Origin of the sequence: Sphingobium sp. AS12 (assembly GCF_019097845.1) — a bacterium.
GTDB lineage: Bacteria > Pseudomonadota > Alphaproteobacteria > Sphingomonadales > Sphingomonadaceae > Sphingobium.
Window position 1 is genome coordinate 262,601 of record NZ_JAHRGM010000056.1, and the last position, 23,417, is coordinate 286,017.

The 23,417-nt window shown below is 62.1% G+C and carries 23 protein-coding genes; 14 read left to right on the top strand and 9 right to left on the bottom strand.

Features of this window, described 5'->3' with window-relative positions; all coding sequences use genetic code 11:
- The first annotated feature begins 31 nt into the window (after positions 1 to 31).
- Positions 32 to 1,003, top strand: a complete 972-nt coding sequence (locus KRZ98_RS19415; protein ID WP_066766192.1) for an NAD-dependent epimerase/dehydratase family protein — start codon at positions 32 to 34, stop codon at positions 1,001 to 1,003.
- 22 nt (positions 1,004 to 1,025) lie between these two features.
- On the opposite strand, the gene KRZ98_RS19420 is transcribed toward KRZ98_RS19415, so the two are convergent.
- Positions 1,026 to 1,940: a helix-turn-helix domain-containing GNAT family N-acetyltransferase gene (locus KRZ98_RS19420; RefSeq protein ID WP_066766183.1), complete on the bottom strand. Its 915-nt coding sequence runs from the start codon at positions 1,938 to 1,940 to the stop codon at positions 1,026 to 1,028.
- A gap of 92 nt (positions 1,941 to 2,032) precedes the next feature.
- Positions 2,033 to 2,941 carry an AraC family transcriptional regulator gene (locus KRZ98_RS19425; protein ID WP_066766181.1) on the bottom strand — a complete coding sequence of 303 codons (909 nt, stop codon included), beginning with the start codon at positions 2,939 to 2,941 and terminating at the stop codon, positions 2,033 to 2,035.
- A 149-nt stretch (positions 2,942 to 3,090) separates the two neighbouring features.
- Between KRZ98_RS19425 and KRZ98_RS19430 the strand changes: the two genes are divergently transcribed.
- Both KRZ98_RS19430 and KRZ98_RS19435 read left to right on the top strand, forming a co-directional pair.
- On the top strand, positions 3,091 to 4,128 hold the full coding sequence (locus tag KRZ98_RS19430) for an aldo/keto reductase (protein ID WP_066766179.1): 1,038 nt from the start codon (positions 3,091 to 3,093) through the stop codon (positions 4,126 to 4,128).
- The gene (locus tag KRZ98_RS19435) at positions 4,125 to 4,871 is read left to right on the top strand and encodes an SDR family oxidoreductase (RefSeq protein ID WP_231736634.1); all 747 of its coding nucleotides are present in this window, start codon (positions 4,125 to 4,127) and stop codon (positions 4,869 to 4,871) included. The genes KRZ98_RS19430 and KRZ98_RS19435 overlap by 4 nt, the downstream gene beginning before the upstream one ends.
- 472 nt (positions 4,872 to 5,343) lie before the next feature.
- On the opposite strand, the gene KRZ98_RS19440 is transcribed toward KRZ98_RS19435, so the two are convergent.
- The 4 genes from KRZ98_RS19440 to KRZ98_RS19455 form a co-directional block, all read right to left on the bottom strand.
- Entirely contained in the window at positions 5,344 to 7,044 is a 1,701-nt protein-coding gene (locus KRZ98_RS19440; RefSeq protein ID WP_066766177.1) for an IS66 family transposase, read from the bottom strand.
- A gap of 120 nt (positions 7,045 to 7,164) precedes the next feature.
- On the bottom strand, positions 7,165 to 7,512 hold the full coding sequence (tnpB, locus tag KRZ98_RS19445; protein WP_066766176.1) for an IS66 family insertion sequence element accessory protein TnpB: 348 nt from the start codon (positions 7,510 to 7,512) through the stop codon (positions 7,165 to 7,167).
- A complete protein-coding gene (locus KRZ98_RS19450; RefSeq protein WP_066766175.1) occupies positions 7,509 to 7,880 on the bottom strand; it encodes a transposase in 372 nt (123 codons plus the stop codon). The genes tnpB and KRZ98_RS19450 overlap by 4 nt, the downstream gene beginning before the upstream one ends.
- 349 nt (positions 7,881 to 8,229) lie before the next feature.
- Positions 8,230 to 12,381 (bottom strand): strawberry notch-like NTP hydrolase domain-containing protein, encoded by a 4,152-nt coding sequence (locus tag KRZ98_RS19455; protein ID WP_367303970.1) that lies wholly within the window; start codon positions 12,379 to 12,381, stop codon positions 8,230 to 8,232.
- On the opposite strand from KRZ98_RS19455, the gene KRZ98_RS24290 reads away from it, so the two are divergent.
- Both KRZ98_RS24290 and KRZ98_RS19460 read left to right on the top strand, forming a co-directional pair.
- The gene (locus KRZ98_RS24290) at positions 12,380 to 12,577 is read left to right on the top strand and encodes a hypothetical protein (protein WP_231736485.1); all 198 of its coding nucleotides are present in this window, start codon (positions 12,380 to 12,382) and stop codon (positions 12,575 to 12,577) included. The genes KRZ98_RS19455 and KRZ98_RS24290 overlap by 2 nt on opposite strands.
- Before the next feature lie 63 nt (positions 12,578 to 12,640).
- Complete coding sequence (locus tag KRZ98_RS19460) at positions 12,641 to 13,306, top strand: UPF0149 family protein (RefSeq protein ID WP_216313476.1); 666 nt, start codon at positions 12,641 to 12,643, stop codon at positions 13,304 to 13,306.
- Positions 13,307 to 13,358: 52 nt separating this feature from the next.
- Here the strand turns inward: KRZ98_RS19460 and KRZ98_RS19465 are convergent, their stop codons facing one another.
- Positions 13,359 to 15,359 carry a ParB/RepB/Spo0J family partition protein gene (locus KRZ98_RS19465; RefSeq protein WP_254914503.1) on the bottom strand — a complete coding sequence of 667 codons (2,001 nt, stop codon included), beginning with the start codon at positions 15,357 to 15,359 and terminating at the stop codon, positions 13,359 to 13,361.
- A gap of 165 nt (positions 15,360 to 15,524) precedes the next feature.
- On the opposite strand from KRZ98_RS19465, the gene KRZ98_RS19470 reads away from it, so the two are divergent.
- Positions 15,525 to 15,800, top strand: a complete 276-nt coding sequence (locus tag KRZ98_RS19470) for an HU family DNA-binding protein (RefSeq protein WP_066764236.1) — start codon at positions 15,525 to 15,527, stop codon at positions 15,798 to 15,800.
- A gap of 53 nt (positions 15,801 to 15,853) precedes the next feature.
- Here the strand turns inward: KRZ98_RS19470 and KRZ98_RS24675 are convergent, their stop codons facing one another.
- Together KRZ98_RS24675 and KRZ98_RS19480 are read right to left on the bottom strand one after the other, a co-directional pair.
- A complete protein-coding gene (locus tag KRZ98_RS24675; RefSeq protein ID WP_231736484.1) occupies positions 15,854 to 16,402 on the bottom strand; it encodes a toprim domain-containing protein in 549 nt (182 codons plus the stop codon).
- Between the two features lie 359 nt (positions 16,403 to 16,761).
- The gene (locus tag KRZ98_RS19480) at positions 16,762 to 17,247 is read right to left on the bottom strand and encodes a sigma factor-like helix-turn-helix DNA-binding protein (RefSeq protein ID WP_066764232.1); all 486 of its coding nucleotides are present in this window, start codon (positions 17,245 to 17,247) and stop codon (positions 16,762 to 16,764) included.
- Between the two features lie 371 nt (positions 17,248 to 17,618).
- Here KRZ98_RS19480 and KRZ98_RS19485 point away from each other — a divergent pair, with 371 nt between their 5' ends.
- From KRZ98_RS19485 to KRZ98_RS19520, 8 genes are all read left to right on the top strand, one after another.
- Complete coding sequence (locus KRZ98_RS19485; RefSeq protein ID WP_197421479.1) at positions 17,619 to 18,170, top strand: helix-turn-helix transcriptional regulator; 552 nt, start codon at positions 17,619 to 17,621, stop codon at positions 18,168 to 18,170.
- A gap of 61 nt (positions 18,171 to 18,231) precedes the next feature.
- Positions 18,232 to 18,576 carry a hypothetical protein gene (locus KRZ98_RS19490; protein WP_066764229.1) on the top strand — a complete coding sequence of 115 codons (345 nt, stop codon included), beginning with the start codon at positions 18,232 to 18,234 and terminating at the stop codon, positions 18,574 to 18,576.
- A gap of 89 nt (positions 18,577 to 18,665) precedes the next feature.
- Complete coding sequence (locus KRZ98_RS19495; RefSeq protein ID WP_231736482.1) at positions 18,666 to 19,070, top strand: hypothetical protein; 405 nt, start codon at positions 18,666 to 18,668, stop codon at positions 19,068 to 19,070.
- Positions 19,013 to 19,642 carry a RadC family protein gene (locus KRZ98_RS19500; RefSeq protein WP_197421478.1) on the top strand — a complete coding sequence of 210 codons (630 nt, stop codon included), beginning with the start codon at positions 19,013 to 19,015 and terminating at the stop codon, positions 19,640 to 19,642. The genes KRZ98_RS19495 and KRZ98_RS19500 overlap by 58 nt, the downstream gene beginning before the upstream one ends.
- A gap of 204 nt (positions 19,643 to 19,846) precedes the next feature.
- Positions 19,847 to 20,464, top strand: a complete 618-nt coding sequence (locus tag KRZ98_RS19505) for an AbrB/MazE/SpoVT family DNA-binding domain-containing protein (protein WP_197421477.1) — start codon at positions 19,847 to 19,849, stop codon at positions 20,462 to 20,464.
- Positions 20,457 to 20,858, top strand: a complete 402-nt coding sequence (locus KRZ98_RS19510; protein WP_253204234.1) for a type II toxin-antitoxin system VapC family toxin — start codon at positions 20,457 to 20,459, stop codon at positions 20,856 to 20,858. The genes KRZ98_RS19505 and KRZ98_RS19510 overlap by 8 nt, the downstream gene beginning before the upstream one ends.
- A 44-nt stretch (positions 20,859 to 20,902) precedes the next feature.
- Positions 20,903 to 21,853, top strand: a complete 951-nt coding sequence (locus KRZ98_RS19515; RefSeq protein ID WP_066764223.1) for a nucleotidyltransferase domain-containing protein — start codon at positions 20,903 to 20,905, stop codon at positions 21,851 to 21,853.
- Positions 21,854 to 22,048: 195 nt separating this feature from the next.
- Positions 22,049 to 23,167 (top strand): Fic family protein, encoded by a 1,119-nt coding sequence (locus tag KRZ98_RS19520; protein WP_066764221.1) that lies wholly within the window; start codon positions 22,049 to 22,051, stop codon positions 23,165 to 23,167.
- Positions 23,168 to 23,417: the final 250 nt, after the last annotated feature.

The window sequence follows — 23,417 nt, forward strand, 5'->3', positions numbered from 1 at the left end:
TCCTGTCTTCATCGAACGGATGGAGGCGAAGATGAAGAACAGAACGGCGTTGGTCCTGGGGGCCACGGGCGGGATCGGCGGCGAGGTCGCGACGCGCCTGCTGGAGGCCGGATGGTGGGTGCGCGCCCTCAATCGTGATCCGGCCGGCGCGCGGGGCGATCCGAGGATCGCCTGGATCAAGGGCGACGCCTTGTCGGCGGCGGACGTTGCGGCCGCAGCCGAAGGCGCTTCCCTGATCGTCCATGCGGTCAATCCGCCGGGCTATCGCAACTGGAACACCCAGGTGCTGCCGATGCTGGATAACACCATCGCCGCCGCCGAATTGGGTGCGGCGCGGATCCTGTTGCCGGGCACGGTCTACAACTATGGTCGCGATGTCTTCCCCGATATCGCCGAGGATGCGCCGCAGAACGCCCGGACGCGCAAAGGCCGCATCCGCGTCGAGATGGAGCAGCGGCTGAAGGCGGCGGCCGATCGCGGCTGGGCCAAGGTGCTGATCGTTCGCGCCGGCGACTTCTTCGGACCCCGGGCCGCCAACAACTGGTTCAGCCAGGGCCTGGTCAAGCCGGGCGCGCGTCCGCGCGTCATCACCTATCCGGGCAAGCCGGGCGTTGGACACCAATGGGCCTATCTGCCCGACGTGGCCGAGATCATGGTGCGGTTGGCAGAGCATGACGGGTTGGCCGACTTCGCCACCTTCCATATGGAGGGCCATTGGGACGCTGACGGAAGCCGGATGACCGACGCCATCCGCAAGGCCCTGGCCGCGCCCGATCTGCCGATCCGCCGCCTGCCCTGGTCGATGATGCAATTGGCTGCGCCCTTCGTGCCGCTGATGCGCGAGCTGGTCGAGATGAAATACCTCTGGAAGCGGCCGACCCGCCTCGGGAACGGCCGGCTCGAAGGGCTGATCGGACCCGAACCGCGCACCCCGCTGGACGAGGCGGTGCACACCACGCTGTCGGCGATCGGCTGTGTGGACATTGAAGCCGTAGATGGGTGAGGCTCCGGGGCCAGCGGCGAACCTATTCCGCCAGACTTAGCCGCCACGTCTCTCCCTGAACCGGCTCCCCGAATTCGTGGTGAACCTGGGTGGCGATGCATTCGAACCCCTGGCGTGCGTAGATACGGCGGGCGGCGTCCAGCACGGTGTGGGTCCAGAGGGTGATCCCGTCGTATCCCGTCTCGCGCGCGAACGCGACACAGGTGCGTACCAGCGCATCGCCGATCCCTCGCCGACGCGCGAACGGTTCCACATGCAGCAGGCGCAAACGGGCCTGCCCGTCACCCTCGTCGGTGAGGAACACTGCCCCGGCCATGACGCCGGCCAGATCGGCGACCCAGCATTGTTCCCGCTCGGGATTGAAGTGGAGCAGGAACCTGGCCGTCGTTTCGGCCTCCAGCCTCTCCAGTTCACGACCCCAGCCGTGACTCGCCGCGTACAGGATGGATTGCCGCGCCGCGACCTGACTGACCTCGCCGATGCGAGCCGGTCGAATGATGAAATCCAGGGGCGCTTGCGGGTCGAGCAGCAGCCGCGCCTTGGTCAGCGCCTGTACCAGATCATCCCGCTCCACTGGGCTGAGGCGGCTGAGGTCGTAGGCGACGGCGGCGCGCTGCCGTTGGTCGATCAGATCGAAGGCGGCACGTCCTGTCCCGGTCAGCCGGATCGGGCGAGTACGGGCATCGCCTTCGAGGCGATCACGCAGGATCCATTCCCGACCCTCGAACCGGGCGATCATCCGGCTCAGATACCCACGATCAAGGCCCAGTTCAGTCTGCAGGGTGTTCGCTGGAACTGGCTCCAGCCGCGCGATCTCGAACAGCAGCCGGGCCTCCGCCAGGTTCGCATCGGTGTCCAGGAAACGGGCGTCGATGGCGCCCACATGCCGGGTGAAGAAGCGGTTGAAGGTGCGGATGGCGTCTATCGCGGTGTCCATAAGCCCTCTCACCGCATATTGTTGACTGAGTCAACTGCTGAGTTTTCAGGTGCAGGATGAGACGTGAAGGGGGGAGCCGTCCCCACGCCGGTTCATAGCTCGACCGCCGCCCGCACGCCTGACCGGATCGCCACGCCGTCGCGGCCGGGCGGCTCGCCGAACAGGCGGCGATAGTCGCGGCTGAACTGGGACGGGCTTTCATAGCCGATCGAAAAGCCGATGGCGGCGATCTCGGCCGTGTCGGCCAGCACCATGCGGCGTGCAGCCTGAAGCCGGACCTGTTTCTGGAACTGGATCGGCGACATCGTCGTGGCGGCCTTGAAGTGGCGATGCAGTCCGGCGACGCTCATCCCCGCCAATGCCGCCAGATCGGGAATCCGGATCGGCTCGGCATAATGGTCCCTGATCCAGGCGACGGCCCGCGCCACCCGCGCCATGCGGCTGTCGGCCAGGCCGATCTGACGCAACATGGGTCCATGCTCGCCCTGCAGCAGCCGCCAGACGATCTCACGTCGGATGAGCGGCCCGATCACGGCCAGATCTCTCGGGCTGTCGATCAGATCGAACAGGCGCGCGAGCGGATCGAGCAAGGTCGCATCCAGTCGCCCGACGGCCATGGTGGTCAAGGTCTTTATCGGCGCCACGACGCCGTCCTCGGGCTGATCGAGCAACAGATCGGCGACCATCGCCGGATCGACCGCCAGGCTGAACGCCATATAGGGCCGCTCCGGACTGGCCTCGACCACCTGGGCTGTCACCGGCAGGTCCATGGAGGCGACCAGACACTTGCCCGCATCGTAGCGAAACACGCATTCTCCGAGCAGGCTGACTTTGGCTCCTTGCAGCACGGCGGAAAAAGATGCGCGATAGAGGGAGTGCAGCAACCCTGTGGGCCGGTCGCTGACCATGAGGGTTAAGCCGTCCAGCGGCGGCTCGCGGCCCCATCTCGCCCAATGACGGGCGAGGGCCTCGATCAGGCGGTCATGAGCGGGATCGGACATGTCGCCATCCTTAGCGCCCGTCGGCCTCAACGCCAGCGGCGATCAAGGCGATTGAGATAATCGGGCAAGAGATTGCGACGATCGGCGTCGCCCCCCGGGGTGCGCCGCCCTATCTGACGGACACATACCGACGACGAGGAGTTTGCCCCATGCGTTATCGTTCCCTTGGCCCGAGCGGCCTGTTCGTCTCCGAACTCTGTCTCGGGACCATGACCTTCGGCGGCAGCGAGGGGATGTGGGGCCAGATCGGCCAGTTGCGTCAGGAGGAGGCGGACGCCGTGGTCAAGGCGGCCGTCGAGGCGGGCGTCAACTTCATCGACACCGCCAACGTCTATGCCGGCGGGACGAGCGAACGCATACTCGGCCAGTCGATCCGCAACCTCGGCCTCGCCCGCGAAGATCTGGTGATCGCCACCAAGGTGATGGGGCCGATGGGCGATGGGCCTAATGCGCGGGGGGCCTCGCGCAAACATGTGCTGGACCAGTGCAAGGCGAGCCTGGACCGGCTCCAGCTCGACCATATCGACCTCTATCAGATTCACGGTTTCGATGCGGCGACTCCGATCGTCGAGACGCTCGAGGCGCTCGATACGCTCGTGCGGCAGGAGCACGTCCGCTACATCGGCCTGTCCAACTGGGCGGCCTGGCAGATCGTCAAGGCGATCGGCGTCGCCGAGGCCCGCAATGTGGCGCCGATCCTGTCGCTGCAAGCCTATTACACCTTGGCCGGCCGCGGCCTGGAACGGGAGATCGCCCCGATGCTCAAGGCCGAGGGGCTGGGATTGATGGTGTGGAGCCCGCTTGCCGGGGGTTTTCTGTCGGGCAAATACAGCCGCGAGGACGAGACGACCGGCGAGGGCCGCCGCGCGACTTTTGACTTCCCACCGGTGGACCGGGAGCGAGGGTATGGCGTGATCGACGCCATGCGACCGATCGCTGAAGCCTACGGCGTCAGCGTCGCGCAGATCGCTTTGGCCTGGCTGCTGCATCAGGACGTCGTCACCAGCGTGATCGTCGGGGCCAGGCGGCCGGAGCAACTCGACGACAATCTGGCCGCCGTCGATGTGCGGTTGTCCGCGCAAGATTTGGCGACCCTCGATGAGGCAAGCGCCTTGCAGCCGGAATATCCCGGCTGGATGCTGGAACGCCAGGGCGCCTATCGCGCCCATATGACTGGGCAGAGATGATGTCTCCGCGCTTCGCCGGAAAGCGTGTGCTCATCACGGGCGGCACCAGCGGCATGGGCTTGGCCGGAGCCAGGCGGATCGTCCGTGAAGGCGGATCAGTGATCGTCACCGGCCTCGACAGAGGGCGCGTCGAGGCGGCGAGACAGGCGTTGGCGAACGACGCCATCGCGCTGACGAACGACGCCGCTGATCCGGCTGCTGTCGCCGCCCTTGTCGAGACAGTGCGGGCGGCCGGGTCCCTTGACGGCCTGTGGCTGAACGCGGGCTACGCAGCGCTCGGGGCGATAGAGGATGTGGATGCCGCGACCTTCGACGCGATGATGGCCGCCAATGTGCGGGGGCCCATGCTCCAGCTCGCCGGCCTGTCGGCCTGGCTCAATCCCGGCGCCTCCGTCGTCGTCACCGCCTCCAGCTCCGCCTATGAAGGCGCGGCGCTGACCAGTCTTTACGCGGCGACCAAGGGCGCGGTCATCGCCATGGCGCGCAACTGGGCGCGCGCGCTCGCGCCGCGCGGTATCCGTGCCAACGTCCTCGTACCGGGACCCATCGACACCAACTTCCGGCATTTTCTCCCCGATGAGGCGCGAACCTCGTTCGAAAACTTCGTGCTCGGCCAGGTTCCGCTGAGTCGCGCCGGAACCTCCGATGAGGCCGCCGCCGTGGCGCTGTTCCTGCTGTCCGAGGATTCCGCCTTTGTTACCGGCAGCCAATACGCCGTCGATGGCGGGATGATGATGCGGTGATCGGGGCAAAGGCGCCACAGCAAACCAAGGGAGGCGTTGGGCCATCCCGACGCTCCGGGGCAACTGGCTGGATACGTTCATCTTCAACGCTGTGCTAAAGGATCGGGGCCTATCCAGAAGGCTTTACTGGCGAGCCGCGCCCGGTTTGTGATGTTTGTCGAGACGGTCAAGCACGCCTTTCGGCGCGACCATCGATTTCCCTCCGGCTTCTCCGATCTCGAGGGCAGTGCTGAATGCGTTGTCGATCCTGGAGCCCGACTTTACCGCTGTGATGGAAACGGTTGATCGCTGTAAAGTCCAGGGGAAGCTTAACGACCTCCCGAGCCTTGAATTTCGGGATAAGCACGTCGTCGCGGGCGCGGACTGCGGTGGTCCAGCCTCGCCAGAAAAGATCGAGACCCTGGACTTTTGGAGTACGCATCCGATAGCAGCCGCGGCGCTCCCGTAACCAGGTCGCCCCGTTGACGATGGTTCAGGCGGCGAGTTCCTCGGCCACCTGCTGCTGAGCTGCCTTCCAGTTCCACGGCAGGAGTTCGTGAAGGCGGTTCTGGGGGATGTCAGCGATCCGGGCGAGGACGTCAGTGAACCAGGCGAGCGGATCAACTTCGTTGAGCCGGGCCGTGCCGAACAGGCTGAACATCATCGCCGCGCGCTGGCCGCCGCGGTCCGAGCCCACGAACAACCAGGCTTTTCTTCCCCGGGCCACGCTGCGCAGCTGGCGCTCCGCGGCGTTGTTCGAGAGACATATCCGGCCATCGGCGAGGAAGGTGGTGAAGCCTGCCCAGTCGTTCTGAAGGTAGGCGATGGCCTTGGCCACGGCATCGTGACGAGAGAGCTTGCTGCGCGTTTCGTGCATCCAGGCCTCCAGTTCGGCAACGATCGGAGCGGACAGCTCCTGGCGAACGGCCAGGCGCTCGGCGGCAGGCTTGCCGTTGATGCCGCGCTCGATGGCAAAGAGCCGATCGATGATCTCCAGCGCCTCGGTTGCCAGCGGCGAGATGAGCGGCGCAGTGCCTTTTCTCTTGCGCTTGAGCTGCTGTCTGAGGTCGACGAGCTTGAAGAATTCCCGGCGTGCATGAACCCAGCAATTTGCGCGCGTCATGGGCTTATCGGCCCAGCCTTCCTCGAACAGGGCATTGAAGCCGGCATACCTGTCGACCTGGAGAATACCGGTATAGCCGGCCAGGTGGGCGCGAGGATGCTCGCCCCTGCGATCGCTGGAGTAGTAGCACAGCGCCACCGGCGGCGCCGGCCCGCCGAACGGGCGATCGTCGCGCACATAGTCCCAGATCCGCGCCACGCTGGTTTTCAACTTTGCCAACAGCGGAATGGTGGTGTCATCGGCATGCAGGCGCTCTGCTGCAAGCCCGTGCGCCTCCAGCAGCAGGAACAGGGGTTTCACCGCCACGCAGATCGCGCCGATCTGATCCGCGAGCGTCGAGAGGCTCAAGGGGATGCCCTCGGCCTCGAGCCGGTCACGCTGGCTGTTGAGAGGCTGGTGCAGACCGTACTTCTGGAAGGCCAGGTTCGCCAGGAAGTGCGGCCCGAACATCCCGCGCGGCGTCACGTGGAAGGGCGCTGGTGGCTGGCTGATCTTCTCGCACTTACGGCACGAGACCTTCTCCCGGACCGTCTGGATCACCTTGTGGCGGGCCGGTATTCTCTCGAGCGTTTCGGTGATCACCGGGGGCAGATGGCTAAGATCGTCCGAGCCGCAGCACGGGCAAAGCTCTGGCGCTGGGATGACGACCTTCTCGCGCGGAACGTCGGCCGGGAAGTCGCGGCGGGTGGACCGCTTGCGGGTGAACGCTGCGACCGCGGTGGTCTTGTCGGCGGCAATCTGGCCAAGCAGCTCAGCCTCGCTGGCATTGGCCTCGAGTTCCTCGAAGGTGAGTTCGAGCTGACCCAGCAGGCGCCGGCTGCGCTCGGAGCTCGCGCCGTATTTGTCGCGGCGCATCTTCTCGTTCATCAGCTCGAGGTGGGCGTTGCGGGCCAGCAGATCAGCGTTGATTGCCCAGACTTTGGCAACCCGTGCTTCGGCCTCGAGCAATCTGGCCTGGGCCTGTTCCTGAACGATGGCGACCTCAGCCTCCGCCTTATCGGCCCGTTCCTGAACGAGCGCAAACTCAGCGCGAAGCTGGATGAGATCGTCGGACGGGTCGCTTGCAGGCATGCTTTTTTATAACACGAACCTGCCGCAAACCCCAGGATTTAAGCCAGTTTTCCCGCGTATTTTGTCTCACCAATGCGCCCGGACAGGCGGGATTTCTCGCACCTTGATTGACGCGGTGGATCAGCCGACCTGGGTTGGGCGCCAGGTCTCCTGGGGGTTACGCCAGTCTATACCCTCGAGCAGGCAGGCCATCGCCGATGCCGAGATGGCCACCGTTCCGTCCTTTGCGGCGGGCCAGACAAAACGTCCTCTTTCCAAACGCTTCGCGAATAATGACATCCCGAGGCCGTCATGCCACAGAATTTTGCAAAGCGCCCCGCTCCGCCCGCGGAAGACGTACAGGTCGCCAGCATGGACATCCTTTTTCAAGGCCTCCTGAACCTGCAAAGCGAGCGACCGCATGCCCTTGCGCATGTCAGTATGGCCTAACGCGAGCCAGACCTTGCCTCCGCTCGGGACCGGGATCATCGGATCAGCGCCTTCAGAACAGCCGCGGCCATGCCGGGCGGCGCCGATGCGTAGATGTTCACGCGCCGCCCACCAGGCAGATCCACCACAACAGCCGGCGGCGACGGTAACGGCTTGCTGCCTCCGTCATCAAGGACGACGGCTTCGACGAAGCCGACCTGCGCCGACGCCGCAGCGCCCGCCACCCCAGCCTCCAGGCACGCCTTACGGCGCCAGGTGTAAACCAGCGCCGTCGATACGTCATACTGGCGGGCTACACGCGCCACGCAGGCGCCAGGAGAAAAGGCCTCCGCCAGAATCTTCGCCCGCTCGTCCTCGCCCCAGCGCCGCCGACGCTCAGGCCCGCCGAAAACCGTGATCTGACCCACAAAAACCGCTCCTACGACCGCGCTCAAGAGCGACCTTAAGAGCGGTCTGTCACGTCCCGGGCAAGGCGACGCTCAACGGATGCGTACCTTTTGGAGGGCGTCAACCGCAAAGCTTCAGGAGGTCGCGTCGGAGTCCTGAGTTACCGCAGGCGGCCAAGCCATAATTCCGCTGCCGGCGATAATCGGGAAAAGAGCCGTCAGCATCGCCGCGAGATCGCTCGCGCCTGGCACGATGCCGCCATCTTCAATTGCGAAAGCGTGTGGCCTTTCACCGGCGGATGCGAGGTCAACCTGTGAGAAGAAGTCAGTATCTGTCGGGTGGTTGAGATGCGGCTCCGCTCTACGGCGTTCAAACGTCCGTGGCAATCTTCTCAAGAATGGCGCACGCATTGTCGGGCGGCAGAAACAGTCTGGTCTTGAAGCTCAGGACCTCGCTGAACGCACCGCAGAACTTGAGCCAGTTGCGATGCTCGGGCGCATAGTCGCGAATTTCTAGACGCCGGCTGTTGTTGACCGTCACCGTGACGAGCCTCGCTCCCTTTAATCCCGGGATTAGAACACCGCCAGCAACCTCCGCGCCGCGCAGTACTTCGCCGGGAGAGAGGCTTGTCGCATTCACAGCCAATACAAATTCCGACTGGAGCCGCCCGAGAGCACGCGGGTGGATGATACGACCGAGGATGGTCGTATCGGCGCCATCGTCGATCCGCCAGACACGGACATCGTCCCCTGGCAGCTTGTGCCAGACCGGCAGGAGAAGGCCGGTTGCTACATGGACCGCTTCGGTGTCGACCTTCGTCAATGCATCGAGACATTCGGCCTCCCATAGATCGCGAAATCGATCGTGCTCAATCCGCTTCCAGCGGCTGAGTGCCAGTTCAGCCTCGCTGATCCGCGAAGATCCGGTCGGGCGTTCAAGCGACACCATCGGGATGACACGGCCCTCTTCGTCGGTGATCGACCAGGACGGCACGCCCAGCGCGACGTGGCCGGAACGAGTGTTGTGCAGAAAGGTGACGCCGTCGGTGTTGCCCCAGATCCGCATCAGGCGATCCCAACCGGTGACGCGCGGTTTCAGGTGAAGTTCGAGGTGGAGCAGTCGCGTCTCGGCGCCGGTTCTCGGGTCGACACGCAGGCACTGGTCGGCGAGCGTCACGATCCTCTCGGCCCGGATGGTCTCAACGCCGACATCGAGGGTCCCAGCCTCACGTGCCGCATCGGCGCGGGCCTGGATAAGACCCATATATTCCTCGAAGATCGCGTTCTGCACAGCGATGCGCAGCGCCAACAAACGGTTGAGCCAGCGCTGGATCGGCGGCAACCGTTCCAGCAGCACGGCATGATCGTCGACCAGCTTGAGGCCGGTCATGTCCTGGAAGGCGGCCAGCGTCACGCTGGCGAGCTTGCCGCCGTGCAGGAGACGATACCATTGCGCCAGCGCCTCGCGCGCCAGGTCGCTTTCGAGATTGTCACTCGGGTCGAACAGGCCCTGCCCGCCGGTCTGGCGTTGCCCGCGTGTCAGGGCGCCCAGACTGTCGAGCCGCCGCGCGATGGTGGAGATGGCGCGGCGCTCGCCCTTGCAGTCGGTCACCACCGGGCGAAATATCGGCGGCACGGTCTGGTTGGTCCGGTGGCTGCGTCCGAGCCCCTGGATCGCCACGTCAGCCCGCCACCCCGGCTCCAGAAGAAAATGGATGCGCCGCCTGTCGCCAGCTTTGGAAGCCCGATCTGCATGATAGGAGCGGCCCGTGCCGCCAGCGGAGCTGAACACCAGGATCGGCTTGACCCCGTCCATAAACAGACTGGTCTCGACAAGATTGGCGCGGGCGCTGCGGCGTTCGATCGCCTGGCACCCGTCGGGCTTGACGACGAGGCGGCGAGAGCGGCCGGTGACCTCGGCGACGCGGTCGGTCCCGAAATGGGCGATCAGCGTGTCGAGCGCGGCGGGCACAGGAGGCAGGGCGCAGAGCTGCTCGATCAGTTCGTCCCGCGCGGCGATCGCCTCCTGACTGAGCACCGGCTGGCCATCGGCATCGAGCATCGGCTCGGACCGATCAGCGCCATCAGTGCTCCGGAAAACACGCATCTGCTGGACTGGAAAGGCGTGACGAAGATATTCGACAAGGATCTCGAGCGGAGACACCTCCAGCGAGAGGTTGGCACGCTCCTCGGGCGACAGTTCGGCAAGGCGCCGCTCGAGAATGGCTTCCGCCGTCGTGACCAGCTGGATCACCGCAACATGGCCCCGCGCGATTTCCTGCTCGATCTCGGGCAGCAAGCTGGGCATTTTCATGGCTACCAAAAGGGCGAGCCAGAATCGCTGTTTTGAACTTTCGAACCGGCTCAACGCCGATCCCTTGGCGCGCGAATTGAGCGTGGCGCCCGACACGCGATCTACGATGTTGGTCGCCTTGAGCACCGCATCGAGATGGCGATGCACGATGGCCCAGGAATCGGCAAATGTGTCGTAGATCGCTGTCTGATCAGGCGTGAGCTTGTGGATCAGTGGTGCATATTCGACGCCCGCGAAGCTCAACGCTCGGGCGGTATAGAGCCCCATGGCTTTGAGGTCGCGGGCCACGATCTCCAGAGCCGCCACGCCACCTTCTTCCATGGAGGACAGGAAGATATCGCGATCCGCAAAGGCTGTGCCCGGTCCCCACAGGCCGAGACGGGAAGCATAGCTCAGATTTTCCGGCTTTGTCGCGCCGGTCGCGGACACATAGAGTATGCAGGCACGTGGAAGGGCGTTTTGCAGGCGAACACCGGCAAGTCCCTGCTCGGACCCGCGCGCCGTGCCGAACTCGGTTTCGGTGCCGGCGGCATTGCCCATCTCGTGGGACTCGTCGAACACCAGCAGCCCCTCGAAATCATCGCCCGCCCAAGCGATGATCTGCTGCAGACGCGATTGCCGATCATGGCGCGCAGAGCGCAGCGACGCGTAGGTCAGGAACAGGATTCCGCTTGTCATGGTGATCGGGCTTCCGGGCGGAAAACTGTCGATCGGCTGAATGTCTATCGGCAGGCCGCCCAGCGCGGCGTGGTCTCGTCTCGCATCTTCTAACAAAGCTGTACCGCGGCTAACCCATATTGCCTTGCGATGTCCCTGGTTCCAGCGATCGCGGATGCAGGCTGCGACTTCACGGCCCTTGCCCACGCCGGTGCCGTCGCCGATGAAGAAGCCGGTCCGGTAGATGTGCCCTGCGGCATTGTCCTCGAGGCGGTCACCTGCACCGTTGGGGAGGAAACGTCCGGGCAGGTCGCGCGAAAAAGCATCGCCCGCCAGAATGACGGTTTCAAGCTGGGCATCGGACAGGGCCGCCACCGCGCGCTGCTGAAGCATGGGACGGTGGGTCGGTGCCGGCGGCGCGATCGAGGCCATGGCGATGGATTCGACCAGATCGTCGGGATGCGGCGTTGCCCCCTCGATCGCGATCCGCGCCAGGCGCCAGGGGGAATAGAGACCGACCGGGGCGCCCGGCGGGAGCGGCACGTCGAGAATATGGTAATCGAGCGGCTGTGCCATGTCGCCTTGCGCGGCAATGCGGGAGGGCGGCGCCAACTGGCGGGTGGCGGTTCGCGCGAACACGGCGTTCGGTGATGGGCGTGGCGTGGGTGTGGGGCGCGGCATTGTAATCGGCGTGGCGGGCGGTGGTAGTTCAGCCGGATCGAGTCGGCTCGGAATGGTCAGCACGATATTCAGCGCCGCATCGATCGTATCGGCGGCATGCCGTTCCGGGTCTCCAGTCCAACCCTTGTCGAACACAAGCAGGCGCACATCGATGCTCGTCCCATGCTTGGCATAGGGATTGCCGCCTATGGTGATCTCGACGCGCGGTGGCGTCAGCTCGGACACCATCGTATAGCCAAGCGCCGCCGTCCCATCGGCTGCGAAACTCGGCGGCATGATCGCGACGCAGCGGCCAGCGGGGGCAAGCCTGGCGAGCGCGGCGCGCAGGTGACGGGCTCCTGCATGGCGATCGACGCCGCGCCCAGCGCTTCGGCTGAAAGGCGGATTGATCAGGACCAGCGTCGGTCGCGCCATGGCCGACAACAGGTTGTCGATATTCTCCCCATCATGGCGCGTGACGGGCTGATCGAAGATGCGCGCAAGCAGGTCGGCCCTGCCGGGGTCGAATTCATTAAGGAGCAACCGGGCGCCGATGCGCCTTGCGTGGACGGCGAGCATCCCGGTCCCCGCGGACGGTTCGAGCACGATGTCTTCGGGCCGTGCCTGGGCGGCCAGGCCCGCCAACCAGGCAAGCGTTCCCGGCGTACTGAATTGCTGGAGATCGACCTGGCGTTCGGACCGGTAGGTCTGGGTCGGTAGGCCGCGTTCGAATGCACGCAGGCTAGCGCAAATGTCCTGCGCCGAGTCGCTCTGGAGTAGCGCGCATTCTGCGTCAGCGAGCAGCATCACCTGCGCGGCTTCCAGGGCGTCATAGGCGTCCCGCATCGACCAAGCGCCATCGGCATCGTCGGCGCCGAACGCTTCGATCATGAGCTTTTTGATTGCCAGTCGCGTGACGGCACCGGTAGGCCGCAAACGCTGGGCGATCGATTTCGCGACGTCGTGCAACCGCGATGGCATATCAGCTGTCGGCGAGGGGGCGAACTGGAAAAGATTCATGGACACCTCAATGGACTATGAAAAACGCGTACGTCCCTTTCCCCTCTCCCCATCAAGCATGGCGTGAGCATCCCGGCACAACGCGTTCGCTAGCCGGTGACGGCATCGCGCCCGGGCGCTAGAAGAAGCCATGGCTTCCTCGCTCGACTATCTCGATGAACTCGATCGCCTGCTGCTCGACCAGGGCGAGGATTGCATGCTGTTGACCCAACTGGATGGATTCCTGGCCGGGATCATCGTCAGTCCCGAGCTGATCAGTCCCGGGCAATGGCTGAAACTCATCTGGGCCGGCGACGACGGCAAGGGTGTTCTCCGGTTCGACGACGTCGGCGGGATGCAGCATTTCATAGATCTGGTGATGCACCACTATCACGCGATCCTGACATCGCTGGCTCGACCGGGCGAGTATGAACCGGTGTTGGAAATCGATACGCGATCCGACGAGACCCTGTGGGAAATGTGGGTCGAGGGTTTCGGACAGGCGATGGACATCGCTCCGGCTGGCTGGCAGCGCATATTGACGGATGATGATCCCGGATGCCGGGCAGCGATCGAAGGCCTCCGGATGCTGCGTGCTTTTGCCGACGGCTCGACGCAACTCACGCGCGTGCAAGAGGATCGCTGGGACGCGGAAGCGCCCGACCTCATCCCTGTCTGGGTGGACATGCTGCACCAATGGCGGTTGGAGAATGATCCGAGCCGACCTGCAACGATCGGGCGCCAGAAGATTGGCCGCAATGATCCCTGCCCTTGCGGATCTGGACGCAAATATAAGAAATGCTGCGGCCTGAACTGAAACGGAGCGCTGTGATCGGGGCCGAAACGACAGGCTCCGGCCCTGCGGGCGGTCAGGCCGCCTTAGCGAATCCGTCTTCGCCGTCGCCTCCGGAGTCGGCGGGCGTATAGGTCTGCTCCTGGGCTCCAGTCACATCCGGCAAGTCCTGATCGACATCGCGCGGCGCAGCGTCGAAACGCATCGCATCAGGAAGCCATGAAAGCGCGCGTTGCTGAACTTCCGGTTCCATGATGACGTGTCCGCCGAAGAGCCGTTCGGCGGATGCGGCGAGATCATGCTTCTTCGATCCGGAATAGCGCAGGCGCAGTTCATCGCCGCCGATCTCCTCGAATAACGCGAGAATACCCGGCTTGGTCAGCTTGTCGAAGAAGGTGAGCGCAGTCGGGCGCCACCAGGCGGCGACATCAATGCCGAGCTTGTGACCCAGATGATCGATAAAGCTCGCGCCCTCGCCGCCATCCGGAACAGCGCAAAGCGTGCGGGCGATCACACAGCCGAGCCAGACTCCCCGCGCGTCGTCCGGGAGCGCGCAGAAAGCATCATACCGCTCCTCGATGGTGTTACGGCCAACCCAGCTGCGATCGAGCGATTCATCCAGCCTGACCCATTCGGCTGTGGCAGCCGTCTCCGGCTTGAAGTCGACGATGAGCGGCGAGGGGATTAAGGCGTGCAGGTCACTCGGCATGCCGGAACTCGGCATCCGGCACTGCTCATCCGCCATGATGAAAGTGCCGAGATCGAGCGCGAAACCCGGATCGCTCGCGACATGGAGCGCGAGCAACTGGGTCTTCATCATCGCCATCATATCGTAAAGCCGCTGGCTGATCATCGGTCGCGTATCATCAGTGACCGCCCCCTCCTGCACCTGCGCTTGTGTGTCACCCTCGCCGCCGTCCGCCATACCCTCGCCCACCGTTTCATCGGCAGGGGCGACGTAAAGCTGGTGATGGATTTGCGGGCGGCCATCGGGTGCGAGCACGACATAGGCAAGTGCGGACGCTTTCTGCTCAGCGTCGTACCGTGGGGCGCGGTCGACGATAGTCGTCAGTTCGGCGCGCAGTCGCTGCTCGTCCTCGCCATCGGGTTCTTTGCCCTCCTGGTCCGGATCGCCTTCGATTTCGGCGATCTGCGCTTCGATCTCCAGCTTGCGGGCCTCCTGCTCGAGCGTCAGCGGCTCCTGCGCGCCGGTCAGAGGTTGCAGGGCATAAGTCTCCATATACGGAATGCGGGGACCAGCGACGACGCGTACCTCGCCCAGCCCTTCACGTGTCCGGATGGCCTCGGCTTCGGCGAGCAGTTTCCTGTCCGCCAGTTCATCGAGGATATGCGTGTCGACCCAGCGTTCGTCGGCCGCGGTAGAGAAGAGGTCGGCGTCCTCGACGCGGCCGCCCGCGGCGATATAGGCACCGCGCCCAATCAGCAGCGCCTTGGGCTCGTCCGCGCGATAGCTGTAATTTTTGAGCAGCCGCCGGATCTCGTTGACGTTATCGCGCGACCAGGTCCCTCGCACGGCCTCCCAGACCGCTGTCTGGCGAGCTGTATCGGCGGTCGTCGCATAGGCCTTAGCAATATCGAGCGTGATCTCTTCGGCTTCGAGCGCGGCGAAGATGGGACCTGCGAGATTGGCGAGGCGGAGCCGCCCCAGCACGAACCGCTCCTCGATACCGAAGCGCCTGGCGATATCTGCAGGGGTGCGCCCCTCGACTTCGATCAGGTCGCGGAAGGCCAAGCAATCTTCAGCAGGGGACATGGCCAGGCGATCGAAATTTTCAACCAGGCTGATCTCGCGCCCATCCCTGGCGTTGGACAGGATGAGAACCGGGACTTGATGATCGGCTGGCAGCGTTCCCTTCTCGATCAGCCGATGAATGGCGTCGAGCCGGCGGCCGCCGGCGGTAACCCGATAATGCCCCTTTTTGCGCGCCACGGGGATGGCGACCAGGTTCTGTACAAGGCCGTGGCTGGCGATGCTGGTTTCCAGTTCGGCATCGGCGCGCGCATCGGTCCGCTTGCGGACATTGACCGGCGACTTGGCGAGATTGGCGGCGGGCACAAGGATGGGTGTTGTGGTCATTCGTCAAAGCTCCACAGAAGCGGCCCGGGCATCGAACCGCGCACCTTACTCATCCCCCTTTCCCTTTCGTTTCCGTTTTGGCTCGTGACGACAGGCAGGCGCAAAGCTATGAACCGTAGCTTCGTAATTTTAAGGAGGAAGTTTATGAACAATTCCGAACTCGCCGAGGCACTTACGGCTGCGCACGAATTGACGAAGGCCGATGCGCGCAAGCTCGTCGATGCGGTATTTGGGGCCATCGCCGACGCAGCAGCCAAAGGGGAGGAAATCTCGCTGAACGGCTTTGGCAAGTTCAAGGTCAAGGACACGCCGGCGCGCGACGGACGCAATCCGGCGACCGGGGAAACCATCACCATCAAGGCGTCGAAGAAGCTGACATTCACGCCCGCCAAGGCGGTGAAGGATCGCCTGAACGGCTAAACGAAGCGCTGCCAATGCTGTCGCCGGCAGGGCAGCACCCTCTTGCATGGATATCAGGCAACGCGTTCCCGTGCTTCCAGCACATCTGCCCAGTCATTACAGGGTGCCGGCGGCCAAGGGCTGACGATCTCAAGGCCTGGTCGATTATAGGCGAGATGGGCGAGGCGATTGGCTTTCCATCCGGCCGCATCCCGGTCGAACAGCAGAACGAGGCGTTTCAGCCCGCTGGGCAGCAGGACATGCGCGGCGCGTTCGGCGCCGAGTGTCGCCCAGACGGGAATGCGGTGAAGGCGCATCGCGGCGAGCGCCGTTTCGACCCCTTCAGCGAGGCCAAGAACTGTGGTCGCGGCGGCAAGTTGCACTGCCCCGCGACCCGGCCGTCCAAGCATCAACCGCGGATCCGACAGATCATCCGCCTTTAAGCCGGTCGTCGGATCGAGGAAGGTTCGGTGGACAGCGACGATCCGACGCCTTTCGCGGATCGCTGCAATCATCGCCGGACGGAATACGACTGCATGGCCACGTCCCAGCGGCGTACGCGCATTGTAGCGCAGATCGTGCCAGGGCGGTGAGAGGAAACGGCTGGCGAGATAAGCTTGCACGGGAGTGCCCATAATAGATTTGGATGCCTCCCAAACCCGCAGGCTAGGCCCGGGCCTGGGCCAGTCGATGTACAATTTGCATGGCGAAGCCGAGATCGGCCGCTCGGGAAGCGCAAGGTGCAGGCGCCGGATCGCCCGCAGGACGTCTATGGTGTCGCAACCCGCAAAGCATTTGAACAGCAATGTCTCGCGGCCCACACGGATCGACAGGCTGGGATTATGGTCATCATGAGCCGGACACAGACACAGGCCGCGGTCATTTCGCCATGTTCCTCCCAGCTGGCGGCACAGGTTTGCGCCCTGGAACTCGAGTTGGAGACCTTCCATCGTCGCACGCTCAGCCGCTGAGCCCTTTTTTTTCATGTCTCATCGAGAGCCAGCGACAGTGCCAGAAGCGCCGCCGCCAACTCGCGCTGGACCTCAGCAACGTCGAGATCGAGTCTGGCGGCTATTGCCGCATAGGTGAGGCCCTCGACGCAATGGGCGAGATAGATGACGCGTCTTTGTTGCGGCAGCTCCGCAAGGGCGGTGCGCAACTTCGCCTCTTGCTTCGCATCGCTGGAGTCCAAGGCGTGCTGCTCGACCCAAATCCATCCCCTGACCCACACGCCATGAGGGGTCTCCTCGACACGGGTTTCGTCGGCGTCGATGCGCAGCACGGGCGCACCTTCCAGCCTGGCCCTGGCGACTGCAATTGCTGGATGGCCGGCATCGCCCAGTCGATCGGCAACGGCCGTAAGACGACGAAGAAGCGGCGCGGCTTTGCCGCGAGACCAGGACCAAGTCCCGCCGAACAGATGGGCTTTGAGATCTTGAAGTAGCGAAACTATCTTGGAATTGTGCATGGTGGTTCATTCCTGCCGGATACTACCTGCCCCGTCCCACCCCCTCCTTTCCCAAGCCATGTGGTCCGGGCGTCGTGCTCTTCGTCGTCGTCGCATCTTAAAGGGATTCTCGAGCGCCCGCGTTCGTCACCCCTTTGCGGCTCGGGCGATGGAACCGATATCCATCCATTGGACGCCGCGAGGACCGTCGGAGCCATTGCTCGATTGGTTTGCGAAATATCCTGTCAAACGGGACGCCGCGCAGCTATGTTTTAGAAAGGTTTTTACTTGAAACAGAATGGAGGCGCTCGGAGGCTGCCAGGAGATTGATTGAAGAGGAGGGAGAGGACGCAGCTTGCGATCGCCGTAAATCGGCGAAGGGGGAACCGCCCTTGAACGAGGACGACTATTCGGAGATATTCGAGCGGCTGAGCCCTCGAAAGGGCGATTGCCTGCGAGAGGCCGCTAAAGGCAGCTCCTCGAAAGAGATCGGACGTGCTTTGGGTATCTCACCCAACACGGTCAACAATCACATCCTGGAAATCCGCAGGCAGCTGGGCAATGTGTCGAAGTGGAAAGCGGCACAACTTTTCGTGTCATGGGAAGCCCGCAAGGGGGGGCAAAATATACCCCCCCAATCAATGGTTATTCCCGATAACCCGAATCCCATGCCAACTGGTCCCACCGAAACCCAGGCGGACGACCAGGCGACGCAAGGAGAAGCGGAGGATTTTTTCGCGAATGAACAAAAGCCCTATGGCGTTCGCGACCCACGCTTTTCCTTGCTCGATATTGTACCGTACCGCGTAGCCGGGAGGCAACGTAATGAGCTGAGTGGACCTTACATACTGATCGTTTTCGCGATCCTCACCACATTGATGCTCTTTGCCGTAGGCGCCGGGTTTTCCTTGCTGTTGGCGCTCAACGGCCTCGTGAAGAAATAGAGCAGCAATCCAGAAAATCCATCTACGTGACCTGCTCCGAGCGGAGCGGGAAGGAGAAACCATGCGCGCTCAACGCCAATCCATCGCCAAACATGTAGCCGAACGGCTGTTCGCCGCCGAAGAGGCCATCGATATCGCAGCTGCCCGTATTGCCGAACTAAATGTGGCGCTACCACTTGCACGGCTGGATGCTCGCCTCTCGGCCATGATCGGCCAGAATGCTATTCAAAGCTCGGCTTCGGCGATGTTGCTCGTTGCCGAGACGCGCGAAAAGATCGTCACGACCCATGCCAATCTCAAGCAGGCGAGTGATGCGATCGGGTTACCGGAGACCAGCTATGGCGACCTACTCAAGGTGGCATCGGCGGAACACCGGCCTGAGGGACAACATCTTCGTGCGGTGTGAGGCATGTGCCGAGGGAAATTGACGAACCGTTACATTTATTGTTCCCTCAGCCCATGACGAGACAAGTCCTGTTCCTGGCATTTCTGCTGTTGAGCAGCGCCTTTGCCTTCCGAAGGGGTGACCAACCCGAAAAGATCGGTGCGGTCACCCTTTTACTAGGCGCAAGCCTGACGGTTCTTGTCGCTTCCCCGCTCGGTACCCGCTTTCAGAATGTCGAAGCCGGCATTCTCGTGATCGACATATCGATACTGGGCATTTTCCTATGGCTTTCAATTCAAAGCACCCGTTTTTGGCCGATCTGGATCGCAGCGATACTGGGCGCGGAAGTTGTCGTCCATGTTGCGCTCGCGATTGCGCCCGAAGTTGTTCCCCGAGCCTATATGCACGGTCTGGCGTTATGGGGCTGGTTTGCTCAACTGGCACTCGTGATCGCGACATGGCGGCACCGGAGGCGACTGAAGCGCCTGGGTGCCGACGCGCCCTGGAAGAGCTGATCAGCCTTACCTCTCCCGCGCGCGCCCAAGAATTCTCTGAGCGTCTCTTCGCACGCTTTGGGTCACTCGGCGACGCAGTATCGGCGCGTTCGGCAGAGCGGATCGAATTATTGGAGGATTCGCTCGAGATCGAACAAACCTTCCGCTGCTTCAGGCGGGCGATGACCCAGATGCTCAGGGGGCGACTCATGCAGCGGCCCATATTGTCCAGCGATGAGCATGTGCTGGATTATCTGCGCGGCCGTATGGCCTATGAACCGATCGAGCAGCTACGGGTCTTGTTCCTCAACGCAAACAATGAGTTGATTGCGGACGAGGTGCTGGGCGTGGGAACAGTCTCAGCCGTGCACTCATGGCCGCGCGAAATCCTCAAGCGCTGCCTCGATCTCGAAGCGACGGCGATTTTGCTGGTCCATAATCATCCATCCGGCTGCCCGAGGCCATCAAGGTCAGATCGAGAGTTGACAGAAAGGATCGCAAAGGCAGCAAAATGTCTCGACGTCGTCGTCCATGATCATCTGGTCGTGGCCCGCAATGGTACGACGAGTTTTCGGAAAGCTGGTTATCTATGATCGGCGCGAACCACCTTCCTGGTATCGCTTGGATGAGCGGGGGTCCCGCTGGCATCTCGAGCACGGCCCCAGAGGCGGTTCGTGCTCCCTGCATCGATGACTTCGATGGGTAACCGAGGCGAAGACGCTTGGCCGTCGGCGTGCCGGGTGACGGCGTGTCGGGCCTTTCTGAAGATGGCGGCTATCCTCGACAGGACATTGGGGATGAAGCTGTCGTCGAACCCTTATCTGGCATATCTGCTCGAAATTTATATCGCGGGGATCGACGGCGAAAGAATATACCCTGCCTGCTTTTCGCCTGAACATGCATCATCGACCGCGCATCGTCGTTCCGCCCGCCTGGAGCAATGGGGGGCCGTTGTGCGCGAGGACGATTCCATGGACGGCCGATGCAACGATCTCAGGCTCTCCCATCCCACGAAGCAGGCTCTGGAAGGCGCAATCGATTTGCTGATCGGGCAATGCCTCAGCCTGAGTTCGGAAATCGGCGCGTCTGGAAAATCTGGCAGCTTGATGCCGATCGTGGAGATGAGGTACGATCAGCATGTTGGTACCATTCAGGATTTTGGTGACATGACCATCTTGCGCGGCAAGGTTATTGCGGGAGGGCGCATAGCCCTTCCTGCCGATATCCGCCGTTCGCTCGGCCTGCAGAACGGCGATACCGTCCTTTTCGAGGTCAATGGCGACGAAGTGCGTATTCGTCCTGCCCGCTCCGCACTTCGACGAGTACAGGAGCGTTTACGTGCCTTTGCGCCCAAAGAGGGGCTTGTTTCGGAGGAGTTAATTGCTGAGCGACGGGCCGAGGCGGTACGTGACTGATGTCGATGCAAAGGCCGTTTTTGTTCTGGATGCCTCGGCTCTTCTGTGCCTCCTGTTTGGCGAACCGGGAGCGGACCGAGTGGAAATGCGATTGACTGGTGCGCTGGTGTCGGTGGTGAACTACCATGAAGTGCTGGCAAAGCTCATCGATCGCGGCGTAGATGCCGCTGAAGCTCAGATGATGCTGGCCGAACTTGATATCGACGTTGTGCCCGCCGATCGTGATCAGGCTGACGTTGGTGGAAAGCTGCGTTCCGAAACGCGCGACCTCGGTCTGTCTCTTGGCGGCCGGTCCTGTCTGGCACTAGCGCTGTGTCGAAACGCTACTGCTGTAAGCGCCGATCGGGCATGGAAAGCGCTAAACATCGGCGTGGTCGTTGAACTGTTGCGATGAGCGGCTTGTAAGACGGTGAAAAGCGGGAATGAGAGAATGAACTGATGCGTACTGACCTCAATCATCTGCCCGCCGCCAAGCAGCGCGAACTCGACCGCGTTGTGGAAATGCTGTTTCAAGGCTTTCGTGAGGCGACGCAGGAAGCGAAAGGCCGGCGCAAGTCTTCCCGGATTCTCAAGGTCATCCTGTTTGGATCCTATGCCAGGGGTGATTGGGTCGATGCTCCCTTCGACGCGAACCAGTTCACATCGGATTACGATATCCTGGTCATCGTCAACCAGAAGGAATTGACGGACGGCGCTCTTTATTGGGAAGAAACGGAGCAACGCCTGTTCGACGCGCATCAGGTTGAGAAAATCATCCGCACGCCGGTGAACTTCATCGTGCATACTCTGCAACAGGTGAATGACGGCCTATCCCACGGACGGCCGTTATTTACCGAGATCGCCAAGGATGGCTTGATCCTATACCAGTCCGACGATCGGCCGCTCGCAAACCCCAAACCCAAGACGCCTGAACAGGCGTATATTATGGCGAAGGAATATTTCGAGGATTTATTTCCTGGGGCAATGTGGCGGTTTGAACTGGCCAAAATTAGCCTTGCCAATAATCGGTTCAGCGATGCCGCTTTTGATTTTCACCAGACGACTGAGAAACTATATAAATGCGTTTTAGCAACGCTCACATTCTATGTTCCTCGCAGCACGAATGTCGTGTTTCTCAGGGGCATGGCAGAAGGGCTTGATAGACGGCTATTTGACGCCTGGCCTCGCGCGATCCATGCCGATCGCGCCATGTTCCAGAAACTGAAGGACGGGTATCGCAAAGGCAAGTATTCAAGGCATTTTGATATTTCATCCGAAGAGCTTGAATGGCTCATTGGAAAAATAGAAATCCTCGGCTCCATTGTGCATGAGGTCTGTTCGGAACACATTAAAAACTTGAAACTCGACGCGGAAAAATCAGAAAATTCAAAACAGCCTCCCTATAAATAGCAATGTAAATCGATTGGCAACGCGCATGCCTATTCAGTATTCATGCTTCTGATGAGCTATTCACCCACAGGCCGACCTTTGTTCCCATCTTGGAATGCGGCGGTTACTGGTCATATTCACCGCATGCTATGCGGCGAATGTTCTTGCTCTTTGCAGTGAATGCCTTCTATAATCACCGCCAAAGGCACGGTGATTATGACATATATCCACGAACTGCCAGGCTGGCCGGATTTGCGCTGGAGCGCCGAGACGCTTGCTCAGCCACTCGCTGCCGTGCGCCATCGTCAAGGACGGTTGATCGGCCACATGGAAGCACTCGGTTTCTCCTTACGCAAGGAGGCCGTGTTGCAAACCTTGACCGAAGATGTCCTCAAATCAAGCGAGATTGAAGGCGAGGTGCTGGACAGGCAACAGGTGCGTTCATCCATTGCCCGCCGCCTCGGCATGGACATCTCTGGCCTGGTCGAGACTGATCGAAGCGTTGAAGGCGTCGTGGAAATGATGCTTGATGCTACTCAAAACTATACGCAGTCGCTGACTGCGGAACGGCTGTTTAACTGGCACGCGGCACTGTTCCCAACGGGGCGCAGCGGCATGAGCCGCATCACCGTCGGATCATGGCGCACCGCCGAAGGTGGCGCAATGCAGGTGGTCTCGGGCCCTATCGGCCGCGAGCGCATTCACTATGAGGCGCCGATATCGGCGCGTCTGGACGCGGAAATGACGCGCTTTCTCGACTGGTTCGAAACAGCTACGCCTGATCCCGTTCTGAAAGCCGGGATTGCGCATCTGTGGTTTGTCACCATCCATCCTTTTGATGACGGAAACGGGCGCATCGCACGCGCCATCGCTGATCTTGCTCTTGCACGTGCGGAGGGAACCCCGCAACGCTTCTACAGCATGTCCGCGCAGATCCGTATCGAGCGTAAAGCTTATTACGACATGCTGGAATCGACACAGAAGGGCAGTTTGGACATCACGCCTTGGCTGTTGTGGTTCATTGATTGTCTCGATCGCGCTTTTCATGGTGCTGAGTTCATTCTCGCCAATGTGATGCGCAAAGCCCGGTTCTGGGAAGCAGTTCAGGGGCAGCCGCTGAACGACCGTCAACGCAAGGTCATCAACCGGCTGCTGGACGGCTTTGAAGGCAAGCTCACCAATGCCAAATGGGCGACCATTACGAAAGCCTCGTCGGACACGGCCTTGCGCGACATCAACGATTTGCTCCGACGCGGTATCCTCGCGAAAGACTCCGCCGGTGGTCGCAGTACGAGCTATTCACTCGTTCCGGAACCGACCGGTGATGCAGGATAAATTTCATGTCCGCGTACGACTGGATCTTGCTGGTGAAGCCAGACATTTTCTCGCGCTGTGTCGAACACCCGAGGTAGAGATGGAACGTACTGATAGGACAAAAATACCGGGAGCTTGATTGAGTCCTGCTCTCACGGCATAGTACCAATGCGGGCTGGAATCTGGCAGCCGCCCGCAGGATTTTCCTGTCAGGTATCTCGAAGCTCGACATACGGGTCGAGCGCCGGTTGCGTCGTTGGGCGACAACTCG

Bases quoted from the DNA above. Each gene is read 5' to 3' on its own strand.
- KRZ98_RS19505 (WP_197421477.1), top strand. From the start codon at position 19,847: ATGAAGCTGTCGTCGAACCCTTATCTGGCATATCTGCTCGAAATTTAT.
- KRZ98_RS19415 (WP_066766192.1), top strand. From the start codon at position 32: ATGAAGAACAGAACGGCGTTGGTCCTGGGGGCCACGGGCGGGATCGGC.
- KRZ98_RS19515 (WP_066764223.1), top strand. From the start codon at position 20,903: ATGCGTACTGACCTCAATCATCTGCCCGCCGCCAAGCAGCGCGAACTC.
- KRZ98_RS19480 (WP_066764232.1), bottom strand. From the start codon at position 17,247: ATGCACAATTCCAAGATAGTTTCGCTACTTCAAGATCTCAAAGCCCAT.
- KRZ98_RS19435 (WP_231736634.1), top strand. From the start codon at position 4,125: ATGATGTCTCCGCGCTTCGCCGGAAAGCGTGTGCTCATCACGGGCGGC.
- tnpB (WP_066766176.1), bottom strand. From the start codon at position 7,512: ATGATCCCGGTCCCGAGCGGAGGCAAGGTCTGGCTCGCGTTAGGCCAT.
- KRZ98_RS19470 (WP_066764236.1), top strand. From the start codon at position 15,525: ATGAACAATTCCGAACTCGCCGAGGCACTTACGGCTGCGCACGAATTG.
- KRZ98_RS19425 (WP_066766181.1), bottom strand. From the start codon at position 2,941: ATGTCCGATCCCGCTCATGACCGCCTGATCGAGGCCCTCGCCCGTCAT.
- KRZ98_RS19460 (WP_216313476.1), top strand. From the start codon at position 12,641: ATGGCTTCCTCGCTCGACTATCTCGATGAACTCGATCGCCTGCTGCTC.
- KRZ98_RS19430 (WP_066766179.1), top strand. From the start codon at position 3,091: ATGCGTTATCGTTCCCTTGGCCCGAGCGGCCTGTTCGTCTCCGAACTC.
- KRZ98_RS19490 (WP_066764229.1), top strand. From the start codon at position 18,232: ATGCGCGCTCAACGCCAATCCATCGCCAAACATGTAGCCGAACGGCTG.
- KRZ98_RS19520 (WP_066764221.1), top strand. From the start codon at position 22,049: ATGACATATATCCACGAACTGCCAGGCTGGCCGGATTTGCGCTGGAGC.
- KRZ98_RS19500 (WP_197421478.1), top strand. From the start codon at position 19,013: ATGGCGGCACCGGAGGCGACTGAAGCGCCTGGGTGCCGACGCGCCCTG.
- KRZ98_RS19420 (WP_066766183.1), bottom strand. From the start codon at position 1,940: ATGGACACCGCGATAGACGCCATCCGCACCTTCAACCGCTTCTTCACC.
- KRZ98_RS24290 (WP_231736485.1), top strand. From the start codon at position 12,380: ATGAGCTTTTTGATTGCCAGTCGCGTGACGGCACCGGTAGGCCGCAAA.
- KRZ98_RS19455 (WP_367303970.1), bottom strand. From the start codon at position 12,381: ATGATCGAAGCGTTCGGCGCCGACGATGCCGATGGCGCTTGGTCGATG.
- KRZ98_RS19440 (WP_066766177.1), bottom strand. From the start codon at position 7,044: ATGCCTGCAAGCGACCCGTCCGACGATCTCATCCAGCTTCGCGCTGAG.